This is a genomic window from Paraburkholderia diazotrophica (assembly GCF_900108945.1).
GTDB classification, from domain to species: domain Bacteria; phylum Pseudomonadota; class Gammaproteobacteria; order Burkholderiales; family Burkholderiaceae; genus Paraburkholderia; species Paraburkholderia diazotrophica.
On sequence record NZ_FNYE01000014.1, the window covers coordinates 61,702 to 79,672 of the forward strand.

Sequence of the window (17,971 nt, forward strand, 5' to 3'; positions counted from 1 at the left end):
CGCGGCGATCGAAGGGGGCCACGATGAACTGTCGATCGCAAGGTGCGTTGTTCGGGGCGGACTTTGCCGCCGTGCGGCGCGCGGGCCGCCTGATGCCGCGTATCGCGCTGGCGTCGGCGCTCGTGTGCGTCCTTTCTCTCAACGCCTGCAAAAAGGCCCCCGCGGAGGCAGCCCGGCCACCCGTCGAGGTGACGGTGGTCACGGTCTCGCAAAAGGAAACACCCGTCGCATTCGAATTCACCGCGCAGACGCAAAGCTCGCGCGAGGTCGAGATCCGCGCGCGCGTCGAGGGCTTTCTCGAGAAGCGCATGTACACGGAAGGCGCGCTCGTGCAGCCCGGCCAGGTGCTGTTCGTGATGGACCGCAAGCCGTTCGAGGCCGCGCTGCAAACGGCCAAGGGCGCGCTCGCGCAACAACAGGCGCGTCTGCTCGTGACCAAGCAGAACCTCGCGCGCGTGGTCCCGCTTGCCGCGCAGAACGCGTTGAGCAAGAAGGACCTCGACGATGCGACGGGCAACGAGAAGCAGGCCGAAGCCGCTGTCATCGCCGCTCAGGGCGAAGTGCAGACAGCCGAACTGAACCTGAGCTACACGACGATCCGCTCGCCGCTCAAGGGCCTCTCCAGCTTTGCGCGCGTGCAGGACGGCAGCTATGTAACGCCCACGCAGTCGGGGCTGCTCACCTACGTCTATCAGCTCGATCCGATGTGGGTGAACTTCAGCATCTCGGAGAACGAGCTGCTGCGCTATCGCGAGCAGGTCACGAAAGGCCTGCTGCGCTTTCCGCCCGGCAACCAGTTCGACGTGACGGTGATACTCGCCGACGGCTCGATCTATCCGCAGCAGGGGCGCATCGACTTCACGAACCCCGCGTTCAGCCAGGAGACGGGCACCTTCCTCGTGCGCGCCGTATTCGGAAATCCCGAAGGCGCGCTCAAGCCCGGCCAGTTCGTGCGCGCGAAGGTGTCGGGCGCCGTGCGGCCCAACGCGATTCTCGTGCCGCAGCGCGCGGTGCTGCAGGGCGCGAAGAGCCACTTCGTGTGGGTGCTCGACCAGAACGGGAAGCCGCATCAGCGTGTGATCGACGTCGGCGACTGGCACGGCGACGACTGGTTCGTCAACGAAGGCCTCAAAACGGGCGAGCGCGTGGTGGTCGATGGCGCGATCCGCGTGTCGTCGGATTCGACGATCAAGGTGGTGAGCGCGCCCACTGCGCCAGGCGCTCCAGCGCCCGCATCCGTACCTGCTGCCGCGGCGGCGTCGGCGCCGGCATCGACGCTGGCGCAAGCACAAGCGCAACCACAAACGCAACCACAAACACAAGCGCAACCACAGACGCAGGCGCATCCCGGCAGCAGCGGAACGAGCACCAGCGCAAGTCCCTGATCCGATGACGACCCGACGCCGTTCGGCGCAACCGATCCGATGAACATCTCTCACTTCTGTATCGACCGTCCGATCTTCGCCTCGGTCATCTCGATCGTCATCACGCTGGGCGGCGCGCTGACGATGCTCGCGCTGCCGACCGCGCAGTATCCGGACATCACCCCGCCGCAGATCACGATCTCCGCGACCTATCCGGGCGCGAGCGCCGACGTGGTCGCCAACAACGTCGCCGCGCCGATCGAGCAGCAGGTCAACGGCGCAGACAACATGATCTACATGAGCTCGTCGAGCTCGTCGACGGGCAACCTGACGATCAATGCGTACTTCCAGATCGGCACGAACCCCGAGCTCGCGCAGGTCGACGTGCAGAACCGCGTGAACCTCGCGCTGCCGCAACTGCCGCAATCGGTGACGGCGCAGGGCGTGCAGGTGCAGAAGAAGTCGCAGGCGTTCATGATGGTGATCGCGATCTACTCGCCCACCGAGCGCTACGACGCGACGTACATCGCGAACTATGCGAACGTCTACGTGCTCGATGCGCTCAAGCGCATACCCGGCGCGAACCAGTCGAGCATCTTCGGCACGCCCGACTACGCGATGCGCATCTGGCTGCGCCCCGACCGGATGGCGCAGCTAGGCATCACGGCCGCCGACGTGCAGCGCGCCGTCGCCAACCAGAACCAGCAGTTCGCGGTCGGGCGCCTCGGCCAGTCGCCGACGGGTGCCGCCGTCGAGCAGTCGTTCGCCGTCACCACATCGGGGCGGCTCACCGAGCCGTCCGAGTTCGAGAACATCATCATCCGCGCGCAGAGCGGGGGCGCCGCGATCGTGCGCCTGAAGGACATCGGGCGCGCCGAGCTCGGCCAGAAGGACTACTCGATCCGCAGCCGCTTCCAGGGCAAGCCCGCGACTGTGCTCGCCGTCTACCAGCAGCCGGGCGCCAACGCGCTCGACGTATCGAAGCAGGTGCGTGCCTCGCTCGCCGAGATGAAGAAGTCGTTCCCCGAGGGCATCGACTACGAGATCGCGATGGACACGACCGAGTTCACGCGAGCGTCGATCTCCGACGTGGTGCACACGTTCTTCGAGGCCGTCGTGCTGGTGGTGATCGTCGTGTTCGTGTTCCTGCAGAGCCTGCGCGCGACGCTGATTCCGGTGCTCGCCGTCCCCGTGTCGATCGTCGGCACGTTCATGGGGATGGAGGCGCTCGGCTTCTCGATCAACATGCTCACGCTGTTCGGCATGGTGCTCGCAATCGGTATCGTGGTGGACGACGCGATCGTCGTGATCGAGAACGTCGAGCGCAACATGACGGTGCACAAGCTCGATCCGAAAACAGCCGCCAAGCAGGCGATGGATGAAGTGGCGGGCCCCGTGGTCGCAATCGTGCTGGTGCTGTGCGCGGTGTTCGTGCCCGTGGCGTTTCTCGGCGGCATCACCGGTCAGATGTACAAGCAGTTCGCGATCACGATCGCGATTTCGGTGGTGATCTCGGGCATCGTCGCGCTCACGCTGTCGCCTGCGCTCGCGTCGCTGCTGCTCAAGCCGGGGCATCACGAGAAGAAGGGCTTTTTCCGCTGGTTCGACAACCAGTTCGCGCGAATGACGGCGGGCTACACGCGCGCGGTGCGCGTCATCATCAAGCGCTTCGTGATCGCGCTGCTGCTCTTTGCCGGCATGATCGTACTGTCCGTCGTGATGATGCGCTCGATCCCGACCGCATTCCTGCCGCCCGAGGACCAGGGCTATCTGCTGGGCGCCGTCATCATGCCCGATGCGGCGTCGCTGGATCGCACGGGGCAGGTGTCGGACCGCGTGTCCGAGTACTTCATGAAGCAGCCGGCCGTCGGCAGCATCACGACCGTCGACGGCTTCAGCATTCTCGACAGCCAGAACAAGAACAACTCGTCGACCTTCTTCGTGGGCTTCAAGAGTTTCGACGAGCGCTACAAGTCGGACAACATCCGCACGCAGAACGCGCGCGCCGTGCTCGTCGACGCTTACAAAGCGTTGTCGCAGGTCCGCGAGGGCATCGTCGTGCCGCTCAATCCGCCGTCGATTCCCGGTCTCGGCACCACGGGCGGCACGGAGATGTGGATCCAGAGCAAGGGCGACGCGACCATCGCGCAGTTCGCCGCCGTCGTCAACGATTTCGTCGCGCGGGCCAAGCAGCGCCCCGAGCTGACGGGCGTCACGTCGACTTTCAACGCGGACTCGCAGCAACTGCTGGTGGATGTCGACCGCGACAAGGCCGAAACACTGGGCGTGCCCGTCGAGGATGTCTACAGCGCGATGCAGACGATGTTCGGCTCGCTGTACGTATCGCAGTTCAACCGTTCGAGCCGCCTGTGGCAGGTGATCCTGCAGGCCGAGCCGTCGTATCGGCTGAAGCCCGAAGACCTCACGCAGATTTTCGTGCGCAGCAAGTCGGGCAGCATGGTGCCGCTCAAGTCGGTGGTGACGTCGCACTACGTGACAGGTCCGGACCTGATCACGCGCTTCAACAACTTCCCGGCCGTGAAGATCACCGCCAACGCGGCGCCCGGCTATGCATCGGGCCAGGTGATCAGCGCGCTCGAAGAACTCGCTGTGTCGATGCCGTCGGAGTACGGCATCGCGTGGAGCGGCGAGGCGTTCGAAGCGAAGCAGTCGGGCGGCACGTCGGGGCTCGTGTTCGTGTTCGGGCTGATCATGGTGTTCCTGATCCTCGCGGCGCAGTACGAGAAGTGGAGCCTGCCGTTCGGCGTGCTGATGGCGGTGCCGTTCGCGCTCTTCGGCGCGCTGCTCGCGATCATGCTGCGCGGGCTCAACAACGACGTGTACTTCCAGATCGGCCTCACGATGCTGGTGGCGCTCGCGGCGAAGAACGCGATCCTGATCTTCGAGTTCGCGGTGATCAACCGCGAGGCGGGCAAGTCGGTGTTCGACGCGACGATGACGGCGGCCGAGGAGCGGCTGCGCCCGATCGTGATGACCTCGCTCGCGTTCATTCTGGGCTGCGTGCCGCTCGCGATCGCGACGGGCGCATCGGCCAACAGCCGCCATTCGATCGGCACGGGCGTGATCGGCGGGATGCTGGGCGCGACGGCGATCGCCGTGTTCTTCATCCCGATGTTCTTCTGGGCGCTCGAATCGATGTCGGAGAAGAGCGGCAAGAAGAAAACGGGCGAGACGCCGCCTGCTTCACCTCAGGCACCGCCTGCTTCGACGAAGGTGCCGCCTTCGGTGCCCGGACCGGCGGGCACGGGCGGACCGACGATCACGCCGTCCGCTCCACGCGAGGGCGACTGACATGCGCCGCGTTCCGCTTCCTCTGCTCCGTGTGCGCCGCTTGCGCCCTTTGCGCCGCACTTCGCCTATGCCCGTCGCCAGCGCGCTCGCGTGCGTGGTGTGCACATTCGCGCTGAGCGGCTGCCTGCTCGGACCGAACTACTCGCGCCCGCAGGTCGACGTGCCCGCGACGTATCGCTTCCCCGATAATTACGCGTCGGATGTGGCGAACACCGAATGGTGGAAGCAGTTCGACGATCCCGTGCTGAACGACCTGATCACGGCAGCGCTCGCGAACAACAACGACGTGAAGGTCGCCGCGGCGCGCGTCGACCAGTTCCTCGGGCAGTTCGTCACGACGCGTGCGGCGCTGCTGCCGCAGATCGGCGCGAGCTTCGACGCCGAACGCCAGCGTCTGCCGACGGGTTCGCCGCTGCTCGCGAACGTGAACAACCCCGTGTTCAACACGTACACGGCGGCGCTGTCGGCGTCGTGGGAGATCGACCTGTTCGGCCGCAACCGGAGGCTGACGGAATCCGCGCGCGCGAGCCTGCTTTCGAGCGAGGAAGCGAAGCGCGGCACGATTCTGACGCTGGTGTCATCGGTGGCGTCGTCGTATATCAACCTGCGCAGCCTCGACCGGCAACTGGAGATCGCGAAGGCGACCACAGAAAGCCGCGCCGATTCCGTGCACGTGTTCGAGCTGCGCTTCAAGGGCGGCGAGGTCTCGCAGATGGAGCTCGCGCAGAGCCAGTCCGAATACGAGGACTCGCGCTCGCGGATTCCGCAGATCGAGGCGCAGATCGCGCAGCAGGAGGACGCGCTGTCGGTGCTGCTCGGGCGCAATCCGGGCGATATCCTGCGTGGACGCACGCTCGCCGAACTCGTGGCGCCCGCGGTGCCCGCGGGGCTGCCATCGGATCTGCTCGAACGGCGGCCCGACCTGCGCCAGGCAGAGCAGGACCTGATCGCGGCGAACGCGCAGATCGGCGCGGCCAAGGCGCTGTACTTCCCGCAGATCTCACTGACGGGTCTGTTCGGCACGCAAAGCGGCCAGTTCTCGCAGCTCTTCACGGGGCCGACGCGCGTGTGGTCGTTCGCAGGCGCCGTCACGCAGCCGATCTTCACGGGCGGCGCGATCACGGGCCAGGTGAAGCAGGCCGAGGCGGTGCAGCAGCAGGCGCTGTATTCGTACCGCAAGGCGATCCAGGTCGCGTTCCAGGAAGTCGACGACGCGCTGATCTCGTCGCAGAAGCTGCGTGAGCAGTTCGACGTGCAGGGACGTCAGGTCGATGCGCTCGCCAGTTACGCGCACTTTGCGCGGCTGCGCTACGAGGGCGGGTACACGAGCTATATCGAAGTGCTCGATGCCGAGCGCAGTCTCTTCAATGCGCAGCTGAGCCAGACGCAGACGCAGGCGGGTGTGCTGGTGTCGTATGTGAACCTGTACAAGGCGATGGGCGGCGGCTGGGTCGTCGACGCGGAAGGGCTCACCACGCAAGCGGCACAAGCGGGACAAGTGACACAAGTGGCACGAGCCGGGCAAGCGACACAAGCGACAGAAGCGACACACGCGACACACGCGGCGGCATCGACACAGCCGGCGCATGCGAGCGACGCCGCCCGTCCCGCCGATGCGGCGTCGGCGGACGTCAAATGAGCGACGCAACGTCTTCCGGCTATCTCGGGCACGCGGCTCGGACGGTGCCCGTGATCGCGTGCCACGAATGCGATCTGCTCCAGCGCGAAAGCGACGTCCCGCCCGAAGGCGTGATGCGTTGCTGCCGCTGCCACGCGACGCTCTATCGGCGTCATGCGAACGGTCTCGATCGCACGCTTGCGTATGCGCTCGCGGCCTGCGCGCTATGGATCATCTCGAACGCGTTCCCGATCGTCGGGCTTGCGGTGAACGGCGATCTCGTCGAAACGACGATGTTCGGCGCCGTGCGCGTTCTGTACGAGGACGGCATGTGGCCGCTGTCGGCGCTGATCTTCATCACGACGATGCTGATGCCCGCCTGCCAGGCGCTGGGCCTCGTGTGGCTGATGTTGCCGCTGCGGCTCGGGCGCACGCCGTATCGCGCGGACGCCGTGTTTCGCACGCTGCGCATCGCGCAGGAGTGGGGCATGACGGAGGTGCTGATCCTCGGCCTGCTCGTCGCGCTCGTGAAGCTTGCGCATATCGCGTCGGTGGTGACGGGCCCGGCGTTGTGGTCGTTCGGCGCGCTGATGCTCATGCTCGCGGCCGCCGCGTCTGCGTTCGACGCGCGCGATCTGTGGACGCGTCTCGAAGGGACGCCCGACGCCGGTCCCGGGTTCGACAGCAACACGCCGTTTCCTGCCGCGACGGCAGCGGCCTGCGGCCTGTGCGTATGCCACGACTGCGGCCTGCTCACGCGCGCCGCGCCCACGGAAGACCGCGACGCGCGCGACTACGCGAACGTGCATGCGCCCGTACGTCTGCACGCCCATCCCGGACATTGCCCGCGCTGCGGAGCGCATCTGCACTTGCGCAAGCCCGATAGTCTCGCGCGAACATGGGCGTATCTGATCGCGGCGGTAATTCTTTACATCCCCGCGAACGTGCTGCCCGTGATGGATACGAGCTCGCTGTTCGGCGCGCAGAAGGACACGATCATGAGCGGCGTCGTCTATCTGTGGACGTCCGGTTCGTGGCCGCTTGCCGTGCTGGTCTTCATCGCGAGCATCGCCGTGCCGATGCTGAAGATTCTCGCGATCAGCTTTCTCGCCCTGCTGGCCAACTTCCGCTCGACGTGGCAGCCCGATCAGCGCGCGCGCATCTATCGCATCGTCGAGCTGGTCGGGCGCTGGTCGATGCTCGACATCTACGTAATCGCCGTGCTCACGGCGCTCGTGCAATTCGATGCGCTCGCCACCGTGCGCGCCGGTCCCGCTGCAATTGCGTTCGGCGCGGTCGTCGTGCTGACCATGTTCGCCGCGATGTCGTTCGATCCGCGGCTCATCTGGGATACGAGGGAAACGCAATGAGCAGGCCGCCCGATCTGCCCGACGCTGTCGCGGTGCCGCGCAAGCGATGGCGCATCCAGTGGATCTGGCTCGTGCCCGTCGTTGCGGTGCTGATCGGCATCTGGCTTGCCGTGCAGGCCGTGCTGTCGCAAGGTCCGACCATCACGATCCAGTTCAAGACGGGTGAAGGGCTCGAAGCAGGCAAGACGAAGATCAAGTTCAAGGACGTCGATATCGGCGTGGTAAAGAAGGTCGCGCTTTCGCGGGACTACAAGAACGTGGTCGCCACAGCCGAATTGACGCGCGACGCGACCGACATGCTGGTCGACGATACGCGCTTCTGGGTCGAGCGTCCGCGCATCGCGGGCGGCAACGTGTCGGGCATCAGCACGCTGCTGTCGGGGGCGTTCATCGGCATGGACATCGGCCATGCGAAGCAGGAGCGGCGCGCCTACGTCGGGCTCGAAACGCCGCCCGTGTTCGCGAGCGACGTGCCGGGCCGCGAGTTCGTGCTGCACGCGGAGAACCTTGCGTCGCTCGACGTCGGTTCGCCCGTCTATTTCCGGCGCCTGCGCGTCGGCCAGGTCACGTCGTTCGAACTGGACAAGAACGGAGGCGGCGTGACGTTGCATATCTTCGTCAACGCGCCCTACGACCAATACGTGAAGAGCGATTCGCGCTTCTGGGAGGCGGGCGGCATCGACGTCTCGCTGGGCACGGAAGGCGTGAAGATCAACACGCAATCGCTGGTGTCGATCCTGATCGGCGGGCTCGCATTCGAAACGCCTTCGTCGTCGCTCACTGAGCCCGAAGCGCAGGTGCGCACGTCGTTCACGCTGTTCCCGACGCGCACGGAAGCATTGAAGGTGCAGGACCGCATCGTCGATACGTACGTGCTCGACTTCAAGCAGTCGGTGCGCGGCCTGACGGTGGGCGCGCCCGTCGACTTCAGGGGCATCGTGATCGGCGAAGTATCGGGCATCTACACGCGCTTCGACCCCGTGACGAAGGAGATCAGCATTCCTGTCGAGATCAAGTTCTATCCGGAGCGCTTCACGGCGCGTCATGAGGAGCCATCCGAAGGACGCCTCGTAACCGACCCGAAAGCAGTGGCGGACTACCTCGTGTCGCGCGGCTTCCGCGCGCAACTCAGGACGGGAAGCCTGTTGACGGGCCAGCTGTACATCTCGTTCGATTTCTTCCAGCACGCGCCGCAGGCGAAGATCGACTGGAGCCGCACGCCGCCCGAACTGCCGACCGAGCCCAGCGGGCTGCAATCGCTGCAGGACTCGGTCAACCGGATCGTCGCGCGCATCGACAAGCTGCCGCTCGAGCAGATCGGCAAGAACACGCAGCAGACGTTCGCCAATGCCAGCGCGCTGCTGCAAAGCCTCAATACGCAGGTCGTGCCGCAGGCGAAGAGCGCGCTGTCGGCCGCGCAGACCACGCTCAATACGGCGAACAGCGCGCTTCAGCCCGATTCGGCGTTGCAGCAGGACACGGGCGACGCGATCCGCGAGCTCGCGCGCACGGCGGCATCGTTCCGCGCGCTGTCCGATTATCTGCAGCAGCATCCCGAAGCGCTGCTGCGCGGCAAACCGGGGGACGCAAAGTGAAGCGATCGAAGCTCTCGCGCGGCGCGTGCGTCTGCGTCGCGGCAGCCGCGGTGCTGGCCGCATGCGGTTCGCCGCGCTCGAACTTCTATACGTTGAGCTCCGACGCGACGCTCGAAAGCACGGGCTCGCCGCTGTCCATGTCGGTGGTGGTCGGTCCCGTGACGGTGCCGGAACTCGTCGACCGGCCGCAGCTCGTGACGCGCGTGTCGGGCAACGAGGTGAGGCTCAACGAATACGCGCGCTGGGGCGAGCCGCTCAAAAGCGGCGTCGCCGATGTGATCGCCGCCGACCTGTCGCGGCTGCTCGGCTCGCAGCGTGTGTCGGTGTCGTCGCAGACGGTGGCGGGCACGGAGGCGTGCCGCGTGCGCGTCGATATCGTGCAGTTCGATTCGATGCCGGGCGAGGCCGTCGCGATCGACGCGCTATGGACCGTGCGCCTCGCTGGCCAGACGGCGCTGCTGACCGGCCGCTCGACGGTGCGCGAACAAGTGCAGGGCGCGGACGAGGCGGCGCTCGTGGCGGCGCACAGCCGGGCGCTGGCGTCGGTGAGTCGCGATATCGCGGGGGCGATCCGGCGTTCGCCGCCGGGGTGAGCGCTCGCGTGACGAACGTTGCGAGTGCATGGCGTGGCGTGGGGTTTGGGGTAGGGTTTGGCGCGTAGTGCGGGCCGGCCTCGCGGACAGACTCTGTACAATGGACTGATCGACAACCGGACGCAGGGCCGCAATGCGGGCCGCGTCCAGCGCCGGCAACGCAAGACGGCGCGCCAGCACGATCGCCCGATCGCACAGCCTGCGCGCGCCGCGCGCTGCGTGCCGCCCACGTTTTTCCGACATGGCCATCACCTACAAGACTTCCGAAGACCTCGCGCGTTTGCGCATTTCCGGGCGGCTCGCCGCCGACGTGCTCGCGATGATCGGCGAACACGTGAAGCCCGGCATCTCGACGGGCGAACTCGACGCCATCTGCCACGACTACATCGTCAACACGCAGAAGGCGATTGCCGCGAACGTCGGCTATATGGGCTTTCCGAAGACGATCTGCACGTCGGTCAACTCCGTCGTGTGCCACGGCATTCCTGATCGCAGCGAGCTTCTCAAGGACGGCGACATCATCAACATCGACGTGGCCGTCATCAAGGACGGCTACTTCGGCGACACGAGCCGCATGTACACCGTCGGCGAGCCGAGCGCGCTCGCGAGGCAACTGATCGACACGACCTACGAAGCGATGCTCGCGGGCATCCGCCAGGTGAAGCCGGGCGCGACGCTCGGCGACGTCGGCCATGCGATCCAGAAGGTCGCGCAGCGCGAAGGCTTCTCGATCGTGCGCGACTACTGCGGACACGGCATCGGCAAGGTGTATCACGAGGACCCGCAGGTGCTGCACTACGGCCAGCCGGGGCAGGGCGTGCGCCTGAAGCCGGGCATGGTGTTCACGATCGAGCCGATGGTGAACGCGGGCCGTGCCGGCACGACGGTGATGCGCGACGGCTGGACGGTCGTCACCAAAGACCGTTCGCTGTCCGCGCAATGGGAGCACATGATCGCCATCACCGACGACGGCTACGAACTGCTCACGCCCTGGCCCGACGGCACGGGGCGCTACGAGGCGCCCTGACGCGCGCGCATCGCGCTGTACGGGCCGGCTCGCGTCTTGCATCTGGTGTCTTGCATCTGGCGTCTGGCATCGTTGCGCGCGGAAAGCGCTGAGCGGACGGCCAGCGCGCAGTGCGCTCGACGCAATGCACAAAAACGGGCGTAGGCACGCCGGCCTTGTTGTCGGCTGCCAACCCATGCGCGCTCGCCCGCACTGCGCCGAATTAAAGATTTGACTCTCGCGCCCGTTCGGTTGAAGCTACGCCCTAACGCTTTACCCCGGATGACATAAGGGATTTCAAGGGATTTCCACCGCATGAGTCCTTCACTGACTGTTCGCCGCATCGCAGCCGATCAGGGTGCCGTCTTCCGTGAGCTTCGTACCGCATCACTGCGCGAAGCGCCTTACGCATTCGACGAAACACTGGAAGAAGCGATGCTGGCCGACGCATCCACGTTCGAACAGACGGCCGCGCGGCATGCTGCGTCGACCACGTCCACGTCGTTCATCCTCTACACGGAAGGTCATCCTGCTGGGCTGATCGGCGCCTGCTTCGAAGACGCTGCGCCGCACCGCGCGTTCGTGAGCGAGCTGTGGGTGGCGCCAGCCGTGCGGCATCTGCGCGGTGGCGAGCTTCTCGTCAACACGGCGAGCGACTGGCTCGCGGCAGGCGGCGCGACGGAGATCTACGCGTGGATTGCCGACGAGAACCGCAACGCAATGCGCTTCTACGAGCGGCTCGGCTTCGGCCCGACGGGCGAGCGCGAGCGCATTCCGCGCGCGCCGGACCAGTTTCAGACACTGCTCGTGCGGCATGTGCCGCAACACACGGCACCGGCCGGCGATACCGACGCGCCTGGTTAGCCGCCTCATGCACGACGGCTTTGCGGGGCGCCTGTTCAGCGCGCTCCGGCTGGCTTCATCCCCATCTTCCGCCGCTCGTTCTTGACGCTTTTTGCCGATCTGTCCCGCGCCGATCTGGCGCGCACGCGGCATTTGGCTGTCGCGTGAAGACTTATTGGCAAAAAAGCTCACCGTTCGCCTGGACGCCTGTAAAATACGCAAAATTTTTTGCCGAACGCTATGTCGCCCAGGAAATCGCCATTTTTTGAACTGCGCAGTGGCGCGGTCGACACGCTGCTGTTTGTCGTCAAGACGACCAACCTCGATGAGATGCGTGCCGAACTGACCCGGCGCTTCGAGGCGACGCCCGAATTCTTCGCCAACGATACCGTTGCGATCGACGTGCGCCGTCTCGCCGAGAATGAACGCGTGCCGCTCGCCGACATCGCGAAGCTGCTCGACAGCGTGCGCATGCGGCCGATCGGTGTCGTCGCCGACAGCGTGCAGCACGCGTGGGCGAACGAAGCGGGGCTGCCGCTGCTCGACGCGCGCGATCCGCGCGCAAGCAAAGGCACGGGCGACGCAGCGGGCAATGAAGCAGGCAGGAGCGTAGCGCAAAAGAGCGCTGCGGAAAAAAGCGCAGCTCCCGTGGCCGAAAGCCCGGCGCGCGAGCCGGCGCAGGCGCCGTCAACTGCTGCCGAACCCGTGCGCATCTCGTCGCAGACGATGGTGGTCGACAAGCCGCTGCGCTCGGGTCAGCGCATCTACGCGAAGGGCGATCTCGTCGTGCTCGGCATGGTGAGCAACGGCGCCGAAGTGATTGCGGAAGGCAATATCCATATTTATGCGCCGTTGCGCGGCCGCGCGCTCGCGGGCGTGCACGGCAATCACGACGCACGCATTTTCTGCACGTGTCTCGAACCGGAACTGATCTCGATCGCGGGCATTTACCGGACGACGGAAACCCCGCTGCCCGCCGACGTGTACGGCAAGCCGGTGCAGATCTGGCTCGAAGACGAAAAACTGATGATCGAACCGCTGCGGCTCACCTGACGCGTGGGCCGCGCATGCAGTGCGTGTGTCGCGCGATGGAACTACCGCCGGGCTCAATAGACGAATTGACGAACACAAGGTAAAGGGTAATGGCAAAAATCATTGTGGTGACTTCGGGCAAGGGTGGCGTAGGCAAGACGACGACCAGCGCGAGTTTCGCGTCGGGTCTCGCACTGCGCGGCTCGAAAACGGCGGTGATCGATTTCGACGTCGGCCTGCGCAATCTCGATCTCATCATGGGCTGCGAACGCCGGGTGGTGTACGACCTGATCAACGTGATCCAGGGCGAAGCGAATCTGAACCAGGCGCTGATCAAGGACAAGAAGTGCGAGAACCTCTACATCCTGCCCGCGTCGCAGACGCGCGATAAGGATGCGCTGACGATGGAAGGCGTCGAGAAGGTGATCAACGATCTGATCAAGATGGACTTCCAATACATCGTCTGCGATTCGCCGGCGGGTATCGAATCGGGCGCGCTGCTCGCGATGCACTTCGCCGACGAGGCGCTGATCGTGACGAACCCGGAAGTGTCGTCGGTGCGCGACTCGGATCGCATTCTCGGCATTCTGTCGTCGAAGACGAAGCGCGCGATCGAAGGCAAGGACCCGATCAAGGAGCATCTGCTGATCACGCGCTACAACCCGAAGCGCGTCAGCGAAGGCGAGATGCTGTCGCTCAGCGACATTCAGGAAATCCTGCGCATCGAACTGATCGGCGTGATTCCGGAATCGGAAGCCGTGCTGCACGCGTCGAACCAGGGCCTGCCCGCCGTGCACATGGACGGCACGGATGTCGCGGAATCCTATAAGGACGTCGTGTCGCGTTTCCTCGGCGAGGAGAAGTCGCTTCGCTTTGTCGATTACCAGAAGCCGGGCCTGCTGCAGCGCCTCTTCGGCACCAAGTAAAGGGGGGCGCACCTGATGTCGATTCTTTCGTTTTTGCTGGGCGAGAAGAAGAAATCCGCGTCGGTAGCGAAGGAACGCCTGCAGTTGATCATCGCGCATGAGCGCGTCGGTGGCCGCGCGCCCGCCGATTATCTGCCCGCGTTGCAACGTGAACTCGTCGCCGTGATTTCGAAGTACGTGAAGATCTCGGACGACGATATCCGCGTCAATCTCGAACGCCACGACGATCTCGAAGTGCTCGAGGTCAAGATCGAGATTCCACAGGCCTGATCGGTCCGTAGCTTCAGCTTCGTCTATCGCGTGATGCGCGCCATCGTCATACGGTGGCGCGCATTTTCGTGTCTGCGTTTCGCGCGTCGTCGGCGTGCGGTTCCATCGTGAGTTTCCATCGGGCATTTTCATTGCGCGCTTTCTTCTGCGCTTCTTTCTGCGCTTCTTCTCAAGCTTCCTCGAAATAAACCGTTGCACTTGACGGCATGCCGTAACACGGCTTCTGTCAGCCCCTTCGTCACCTCGCGCATTGAACGGACAACGCCATCATCCGGCGCTGACACATGAGGTGAAAACATGAACCGATCGATTCGTCTGCTCGCCGCTTCCGCTGTGCTCGTGGTGTCTGGCTTGTCCGTCGTCGCGTCCGCATCGGCTGCCGAAGTCGTTGTCGTGGCGCCGGGCGCGCCGCCCGTCGAGCGCTTCGATGCCGTCCCCGCACCGCGTGCGGGCTACGCATGGGACAAGGGTCACTGGCATTGGAGCCACGGCCGTTACGCGTGGGTGCCGGGTCACTGGCAGGTACAGCGCGTCGGGTATCACTGGATGCCTGGCCACTGGGTCGCGCATGGTCCGAACTGGCGCTGGGTCGAGGGCCACTGGGTCTGATCGGCTGAATGACACATCAAGCGGATGCCGATGCCGCGCGTTGATTTCATCGCGTGCGGCACGTCGATGTCCGTTGCCCGAACGCGCCCGAGCGCGCGCTTACGCAACCATCAAGGGAGTCATCACATGAGAAAAAGGACCTTGCTCGCGATCGCCGTGCTGGCGGTCACGTTGGCCGGTTGCGTCGTCGTACCGGCACGTCCTGTCTACTATCACCCGATGGGCGTCGTCGTGTATTGACGTTGTGGGAGGTCGGGCGCGCGTTCCGCATGGGACGGCGCCCGATTTTTTCGCGAGCCTGTTGCTGTTGCGCGCGGTGCTATCGGTTGCTAACTACTCGCGTTCATCGTGCGTTTCGGACTCGGAACGCTCCGCAGGCAGTTCAGGCGAAGCGGCGGGTGCCGGCAGCGGTGTCATATAGCGCATCGAAAGCGCTTCGTACAAAGGCGGCGCAAACAGCTTCGCGACGCGGCTCGAAATCAGCGCAGTCGCCATCAGCGAAATCACGAGCGCATGGCCGTTGATCATCTCCATCACGATCACGAACGACGTGATCGGCGACTGCGTCACAGCGGCGAGATAGCCGACCATCGCAAGCGCGATCAGCATCGGCAATTGCATGTCGGTGAACAGCATGTGCAGCACATTGCCGAAGCCTGCGCCGATCGACAGCGACGGCGCGAAAATCCCGCCCGGGATGCCCGGCAGATACGAGCCGACCACCGACACCAGCTTCAACACCGGATAAAACACCGACAGATGCTCGCTGCCGTACAGCAGCCCGCGCGCTTCCGCATAGCCGCTGCCGAAAGTAGTGCCGCCCGAGATCAGTCCGACCAGCGCAATCACGACGCCGCACAACGCGGCGAAGGCGACCGGCCGCTCGGCATGCAACTGGCGCAGCGGCGCGGGGATCCAGCGCGCGGTGTTGAGCAGCAGCCAGCCGAACACGCCGCCTGCAATGCCCGTGACGATGCCCGTGACGACAACGGCCACTGCGAACAGATCGGGGAAGTGCGCGCCGATATCGATCGTGCCGAAGTACGTGTAGTTGCCGTTCAGGCCGAGCGCGACGATACCCGCGATGATGATCGCCGTGATCAGCACGCCGCTCGCGCGCGCCTCGAAGCTGCGCGTGAGCTCCTCGATGGCGAAGACGATTCCGGCAAGCGGCGTGTTGAACGCCGCCGACAGACCCGCCGCCGCGCCTGCCAGCACGAGCTGCCGTTCGATCTGCGCGTTCGAGCGCGGATAGAGGCGGCGCAGGTTGAACATCAGCGCCGCGCCGACCTGCACGGTCGGCCCTTCGCGTCCGATCGTGAAACCGCCGAGAATCGCCAGAAACGAAACGGCGATCTTGCCGAGCAGAATGGGGAACGTCAGCAGCCGCGCGCCGGCTGCGCCCGGGTTCGTGTGCAGCGTCGCGATGACCTGCGGGATGCCGCTGCCCTCCGCGCCGCGAAAGAAGCGCCGCGTGAGCCACACGGATGCGGCCCCGACGGCGGGCGTCAACACTAGCGGCAGCCACCAGTGCTGCTTCTGCAGACCGAGGAAAGCGTTGTAGCCCAGATCGATCAGCCGCGCATAAAAGACGGCCGTCAGGCCGACGGCGATCGCGCCCAGCCAGAAGATGCCGTACTGGCGCCATAGACGCCGTACGCGCCGGCCGATGCTCGAGGACAGCATGGGTGTCCGTGACATGGGAGTCGGGCGAAGGGCAAAGCGCAAATTATAGCGGCGCGAGCAGCGCCGGCGCCGCGAAAGGGCGCGATGTGGGTTCGGGATGGGCTCGACACGGATGCAAAAAGAACAGCGACAACCGCGAGCCCGCACGATGCCTGGCGGGCGCCGGGCGGCGGCTACCGTGTGTCAAGGCCCGTAACCTCCGGTAACGGCAGAGCGCTCCAGCAAGATTTCCTGCTGCGCACATTTCAGGCAAATCTTTTGATCTGGGCTAAAATTGTCGATTGCGATCGCGCAGGCTCAATGGGCAATCAATGAAGCGAATTCTCATCGTCAAAGTCACCTCCATGGGCGACGTGATACAGGCGCAACCCATCGTGTCGGATCTCAAGCGCGCGTTTCCGGGCGTCGAGGTGGACTGGGCCGTCGACGAGTCCTTTGCGGAAATCGTCCGCTGGAACCCCGGCGTCGACCGCGTGCTCTGCGCGCCGCTGCGCCGTTTCAAGAAGGCGCGCCGCTGGGGAGACTTCAAGGCCATCGCACAATCGATCGGCGAATTGCGCGCGCACCGCTACGACTTCGCTCTCGATATTCACGGCGTCTACAAGAGCGCGATCATCTCGTTCCTTTCGCGTTCGCGGCGACGGCTCGGCTACCGGTCGAAAGACCTGGGCGAGCGGGGCGCCGCGTTCGCCTACAACGGCCGCTTCGCGCCGCCGCGCGACAGGAACGCCTGGAACGCCATGCGCGAGACGGTGAGCACGGCGCTCGGCTACCCGCTCGAAGGCCCCGCCGACCACAACCTGCACATTCCCGCACCCGCAAAGCCGCTCGTCGACACGGGCGGCCGGTCGCTCGCGATGCTGTTCCACGCTGCGTCGAAGGACGACAAGAAGTGGCCAGCCGATCACTGGATCGCGATCGCGCGCGATCTCGTGCGGCGCGGCTTTTACGTCGCCGTGCCGTGGGGATCGACTGCCGAGCGGGATGAAGGCCTCGCCATCGTCAACCAGGTGGAAGGCGCGGAACTGCTGCCGCGGCTGAGCGTCACTGAAATCGCGCAGGTGATCGCGGCGTCGGAGTTCGTGATCGGCGTCGACACCGGTTTCGTCCATCTCGCGCACGCGCTCCAGAAGCGCACGGTGATGATCTTCATCGCGACGTCGCGCGAAATCTTCGGCAACAACGTGCCGTTCCGGTCGGTATCGATTGGGGATGGCAACTCGGTGCCGCCCATCGCCGAGGCGCTCGCAGCCATCGATCACGTGCACACGGACCCGATGGCGTTGGACGGACATGGAAAGTCCGTCGCCGCGGCCTGAGGCCTGTTCGCGTGGATCAGGCTGGCCCGCAAAAAAGAAAAGAGGCGCACGCGCAGTTCGCCCAATTTCGGACGCCGTCGCGAAACGCCTCTGAAAAGCCCGCGCCTTAAGCGCGGACCGAGAGGAAACCTGCAGAACAAACCGTTACAACATCCGTAGAGACAACGCGGGCACGGACAAGTTCAACCGGTTCTTGATTTTTTCGGCGGCCTGAGGGGGCCGTTCTATGCCGGTTTCGCGGCTGTTCGTCCGCTGCCGCCGTCCGTTTGCTTCGCGCCCGCCCCGCTCGCCACCGCTTTCTCCCATTACACGGCTGTTAAAACTGTCGCTTTTCATTTGGCGTCGGCGCTCCCTTCGGACCAACGCGCTTGGGCCATTGGTTCAGCCGAGGCATCGATCGCGCTTCGGCATGCTTGCCGAGCCTTTTC

14 protein-coding genes are annotated in these 17,971 nt (G+C 65.1%); 13 read left to right on the forward strand and 1 reads right to left on the reverse strand.

The window, feature by feature from the left end:
* The first annotated feature begins 23 nt into the window (after positions 1 to 23).
* The 12 genes from BMW76_RS18965 (at position 24) to BMW76_RS19020 (ending at position 14,538) form a co-directional block, all read left to right on the forward strand.
* Entirely contained in the window at positions 24 to 1,385 is a 1,362-nt protein-coding gene (locus BMW76_RS18965; RefSeq protein ID WP_090867996.1) for an efflux RND transporter periplasmic adaptor subunit, read from the forward strand.
* A gap of 39 nt (positions 1,386 to 1,424) precedes the next feature.
* Complete coding sequence (locus BMW76_RS18970) at positions 1,425 to 4,676, forward strand: efflux RND transporter permease subunit (protein ID WP_090867772.1); 3,252 nt, start codon at positions 1,425 to 1,427, stop codon at positions 4,674 to 4,676.
* Between the two features lie 67 nt (positions 4,677 to 4,743).
* Positions 4,744 to 6,315 (forward strand): efflux transporter outer membrane subunit, encoded by a 1,572-nt coding sequence (locus BMW76_RS18975; protein ID WP_090867998.1) that lies wholly within the window; start codon positions 4,744 to 4,746, stop codon positions 6,313 to 6,315.
* On the forward strand, positions 6,312 to 7,664 hold the full coding sequence (locus BMW76_RS18980) for a paraquat-inducible protein A (RefSeq protein WP_090867774.1): 1,353 nt from the start codon (positions 6,312 to 6,314) through the stop codon (positions 7,662 to 7,664). The genes BMW76_RS18975 and BMW76_RS18980 overlap by 4 nt, the downstream gene beginning before the upstream one ends.
* Positions 7,661 to 9,259, forward strand: coding sequence for a PqiB family protein (locus BMW76_RS18985; protein ID WP_090867776.1), 1,599 nt, complete (start codon positions 7,661 to 7,663; stop codon positions 9,257 to 9,259). Before BMW76_RS18980 ends, BMW76_RS18985 begins: the two co-directional genes overlap by 4 nt.
* A complete protein-coding gene (locus BMW76_RS18990; RefSeq protein WP_090867778.1) occupies positions 9,256 to 9,852 on the forward strand; it encodes a PqiC family protein in 597 nt (198 codons plus the stop codon). Before BMW76_RS18985 ends, BMW76_RS18990 begins: the two co-directional genes overlap by 4 nt.
* A gap of 241 nt (positions 9,853 to 10,093) precedes the next feature.
* Positions 10,094 to 10,879, forward strand: coding sequence for a type I methionyl aminopeptidase (gene map, locus BMW76_RS18995; protein ID WP_090868000.1), 786 nt, complete (start codon positions 10,094 to 10,096; stop codon positions 10,877 to 10,879).
* A gap of 294 nt (positions 10,880 to 11,173) precedes the next feature.
* Positions 11,174 to 11,722, forward strand: coding sequence for a GNAT family N-acetyltransferase (locus BMW76_RS19000; protein ID WP_090867780.1), 549 nt, complete (start codon positions 11,174 to 11,176; stop codon positions 11,720 to 11,722).
* Between the two features lie 219 nt (positions 11,723 to 11,941).
* Complete coding sequence (gene minC, locus BMW76_RS19005) at positions 11,942 to 12,754, forward strand: septum site-determining protein MinC (RefSeq protein WP_090867782.1); 813 nt, start codon at positions 11,942 to 11,944, stop codon at positions 12,752 to 12,754.
* 89 nt (positions 12,755 to 12,843) lie between these two features.
* Positions 12,844 to 13,659: a septum site-determining protein MinD gene (gene minD / locus BMW76_RS19010; RefSeq protein ID WP_090867784.1), complete on the forward strand. Its 816-nt coding sequence runs from the start codon at positions 12,844 to 12,846 to the stop codon at positions 13,657 to 13,659.
* Positions 13,660 to 13,674: 15 nt separating this feature from the next.
* Positions 13,675 to 13,929: a cell division topological specificity factor MinE gene (minE, locus tag BMW76_RS19015; RefSeq protein WP_090867786.1), complete on the forward strand. Its 255-nt coding sequence runs from the start codon at positions 13,675 to 13,677 to the stop codon at positions 13,927 to 13,929.
* 297 nt (positions 13,930 to 14,226) lie between these two features.
* The gene (locus BMW76_RS19020; RefSeq protein WP_090867788.1) at positions 14,227 to 14,538 is read left to right on the forward strand and encodes a YXWGXW repeat-containing protein; all 312 of its coding nucleotides are present in this window, start codon (positions 14,227 to 14,229) and stop codon (positions 14,536 to 14,538) included.
* A gap of 333 nt (positions 14,539 to 14,871) precedes the next feature.
* Here BMW76_RS19020 and BMW76_RS19030 read toward each other — a convergent pair whose 3' ends face one another.
* Complete coding sequence (locus BMW76_RS19030; RefSeq protein ID WP_090867791.1) at positions 14,872 to 16,239, reverse strand: chloride channel protein; 1,368 nt, start codon at positions 16,237 to 16,239, stop codon at positions 14,872 to 14,874.
* Between the two features lie 296 nt (positions 16,240 to 16,535).
* Between BMW76_RS19030 and waaC the strand changes: the two genes are divergently transcribed.
* Positions 16,536 to 17,543, forward strand: a complete 1,008-nt coding sequence (gene waaC, locus BMW76_RS19035) for a lipopolysaccharide heptosyltransferase I (protein ID WP_090867793.1) — start codon at positions 16,536 to 16,538, stop codon at positions 17,541 to 17,543.
* Positions 17,544 to 17,971: the final 428 nt, after the last annotated feature.

Bases quoted from the DNA above. Each gene is read 5' to 3' on its own strand.
- minE (WP_090867786.1), top strand. From the start codon at position 13,675: ATGTCGATTCTTTCGTTTTTGCTGGGCGAGAAGAAGAAATCCGCGTCG.
- BMW76_RS18975 (WP_090867998.1), top strand. From the start codon at position 4,744: ATGCCCGTCGCCAGCGCGCTCGCGTGCGTGGTGTGCACATTCGCGCTG.
- BMW76_RS18980 (WP_090867774.1), top strand. From the start codon at position 6,312: ATGAGCGACGCAACGTCTTCCGGCTATCTCGGGCACGCGGCTCGGACG.
- BMW76_RS18985 (WP_090867776.1), top strand. From the start codon at position 7,661: ATGAGCAGGCCGCCCGATCTGCCCGACGCTGTCGCGGTGCCGCGCAAG.
- waaC (WP_090867793.1), top strand. From the start codon at position 16,536: ATGAAGCGAATTCTCATCGTCAAAGTCACCTCCATGGGCGACGTGATA.
- minD (WP_090867784.1), top strand. From the start codon at position 12,844: ATGGCAAAAATCATTGTGGTGACTTCGGGCAAGGGTGGCGTAGGCAAG.
- BMW76_RS19020 (WP_090867788.1), top strand. From the start codon at position 14,227: ATGAACCGATCGATTCGTCTGCTCGCCGCTTCCGCTGTGCTCGTGGTG.
- BMW76_RS18965 (WP_090867996.1), top strand. From the start codon at position 24: ATGAACTGTCGATCGCAAGGTGCGTTGTTCGGGGCGGACTTTGCCGCC.
- BMW76_RS19030 (WP_090867791.1), bottom strand. From the start codon at position 16,239: ATGTCACGGACACCCATGCTGTCCTCGAGCATCGGCCGGCGCGTACGG.
- BMW76_RS19000 (WP_090867780.1), top strand. From the start codon at position 11,174: ATGAGTCCTTCACTGACTGTTCGCCGCATCGCAGCCGATCAGGGTGCC.
- minC (WP_090867782.1), top strand. From the start codon at position 11,942: ATGTCGCCCAGGAAATCGCCATTTTTTGAACTGCGCAGTGGCGCGGTC.
- BMW76_RS18970 (WP_090867772.1), top strand. From the start codon at position 1,425: ATGAACATCTCTCACTTCTGTATCGACCGTCCGATCTTCGCCTCGGTC.
- map (WP_090868000.1), top strand. From the start codon at position 10,094: ATGGCCATCACCTACAAGACTTCCGAAGACCTCGCGCGTTTGCGCATT.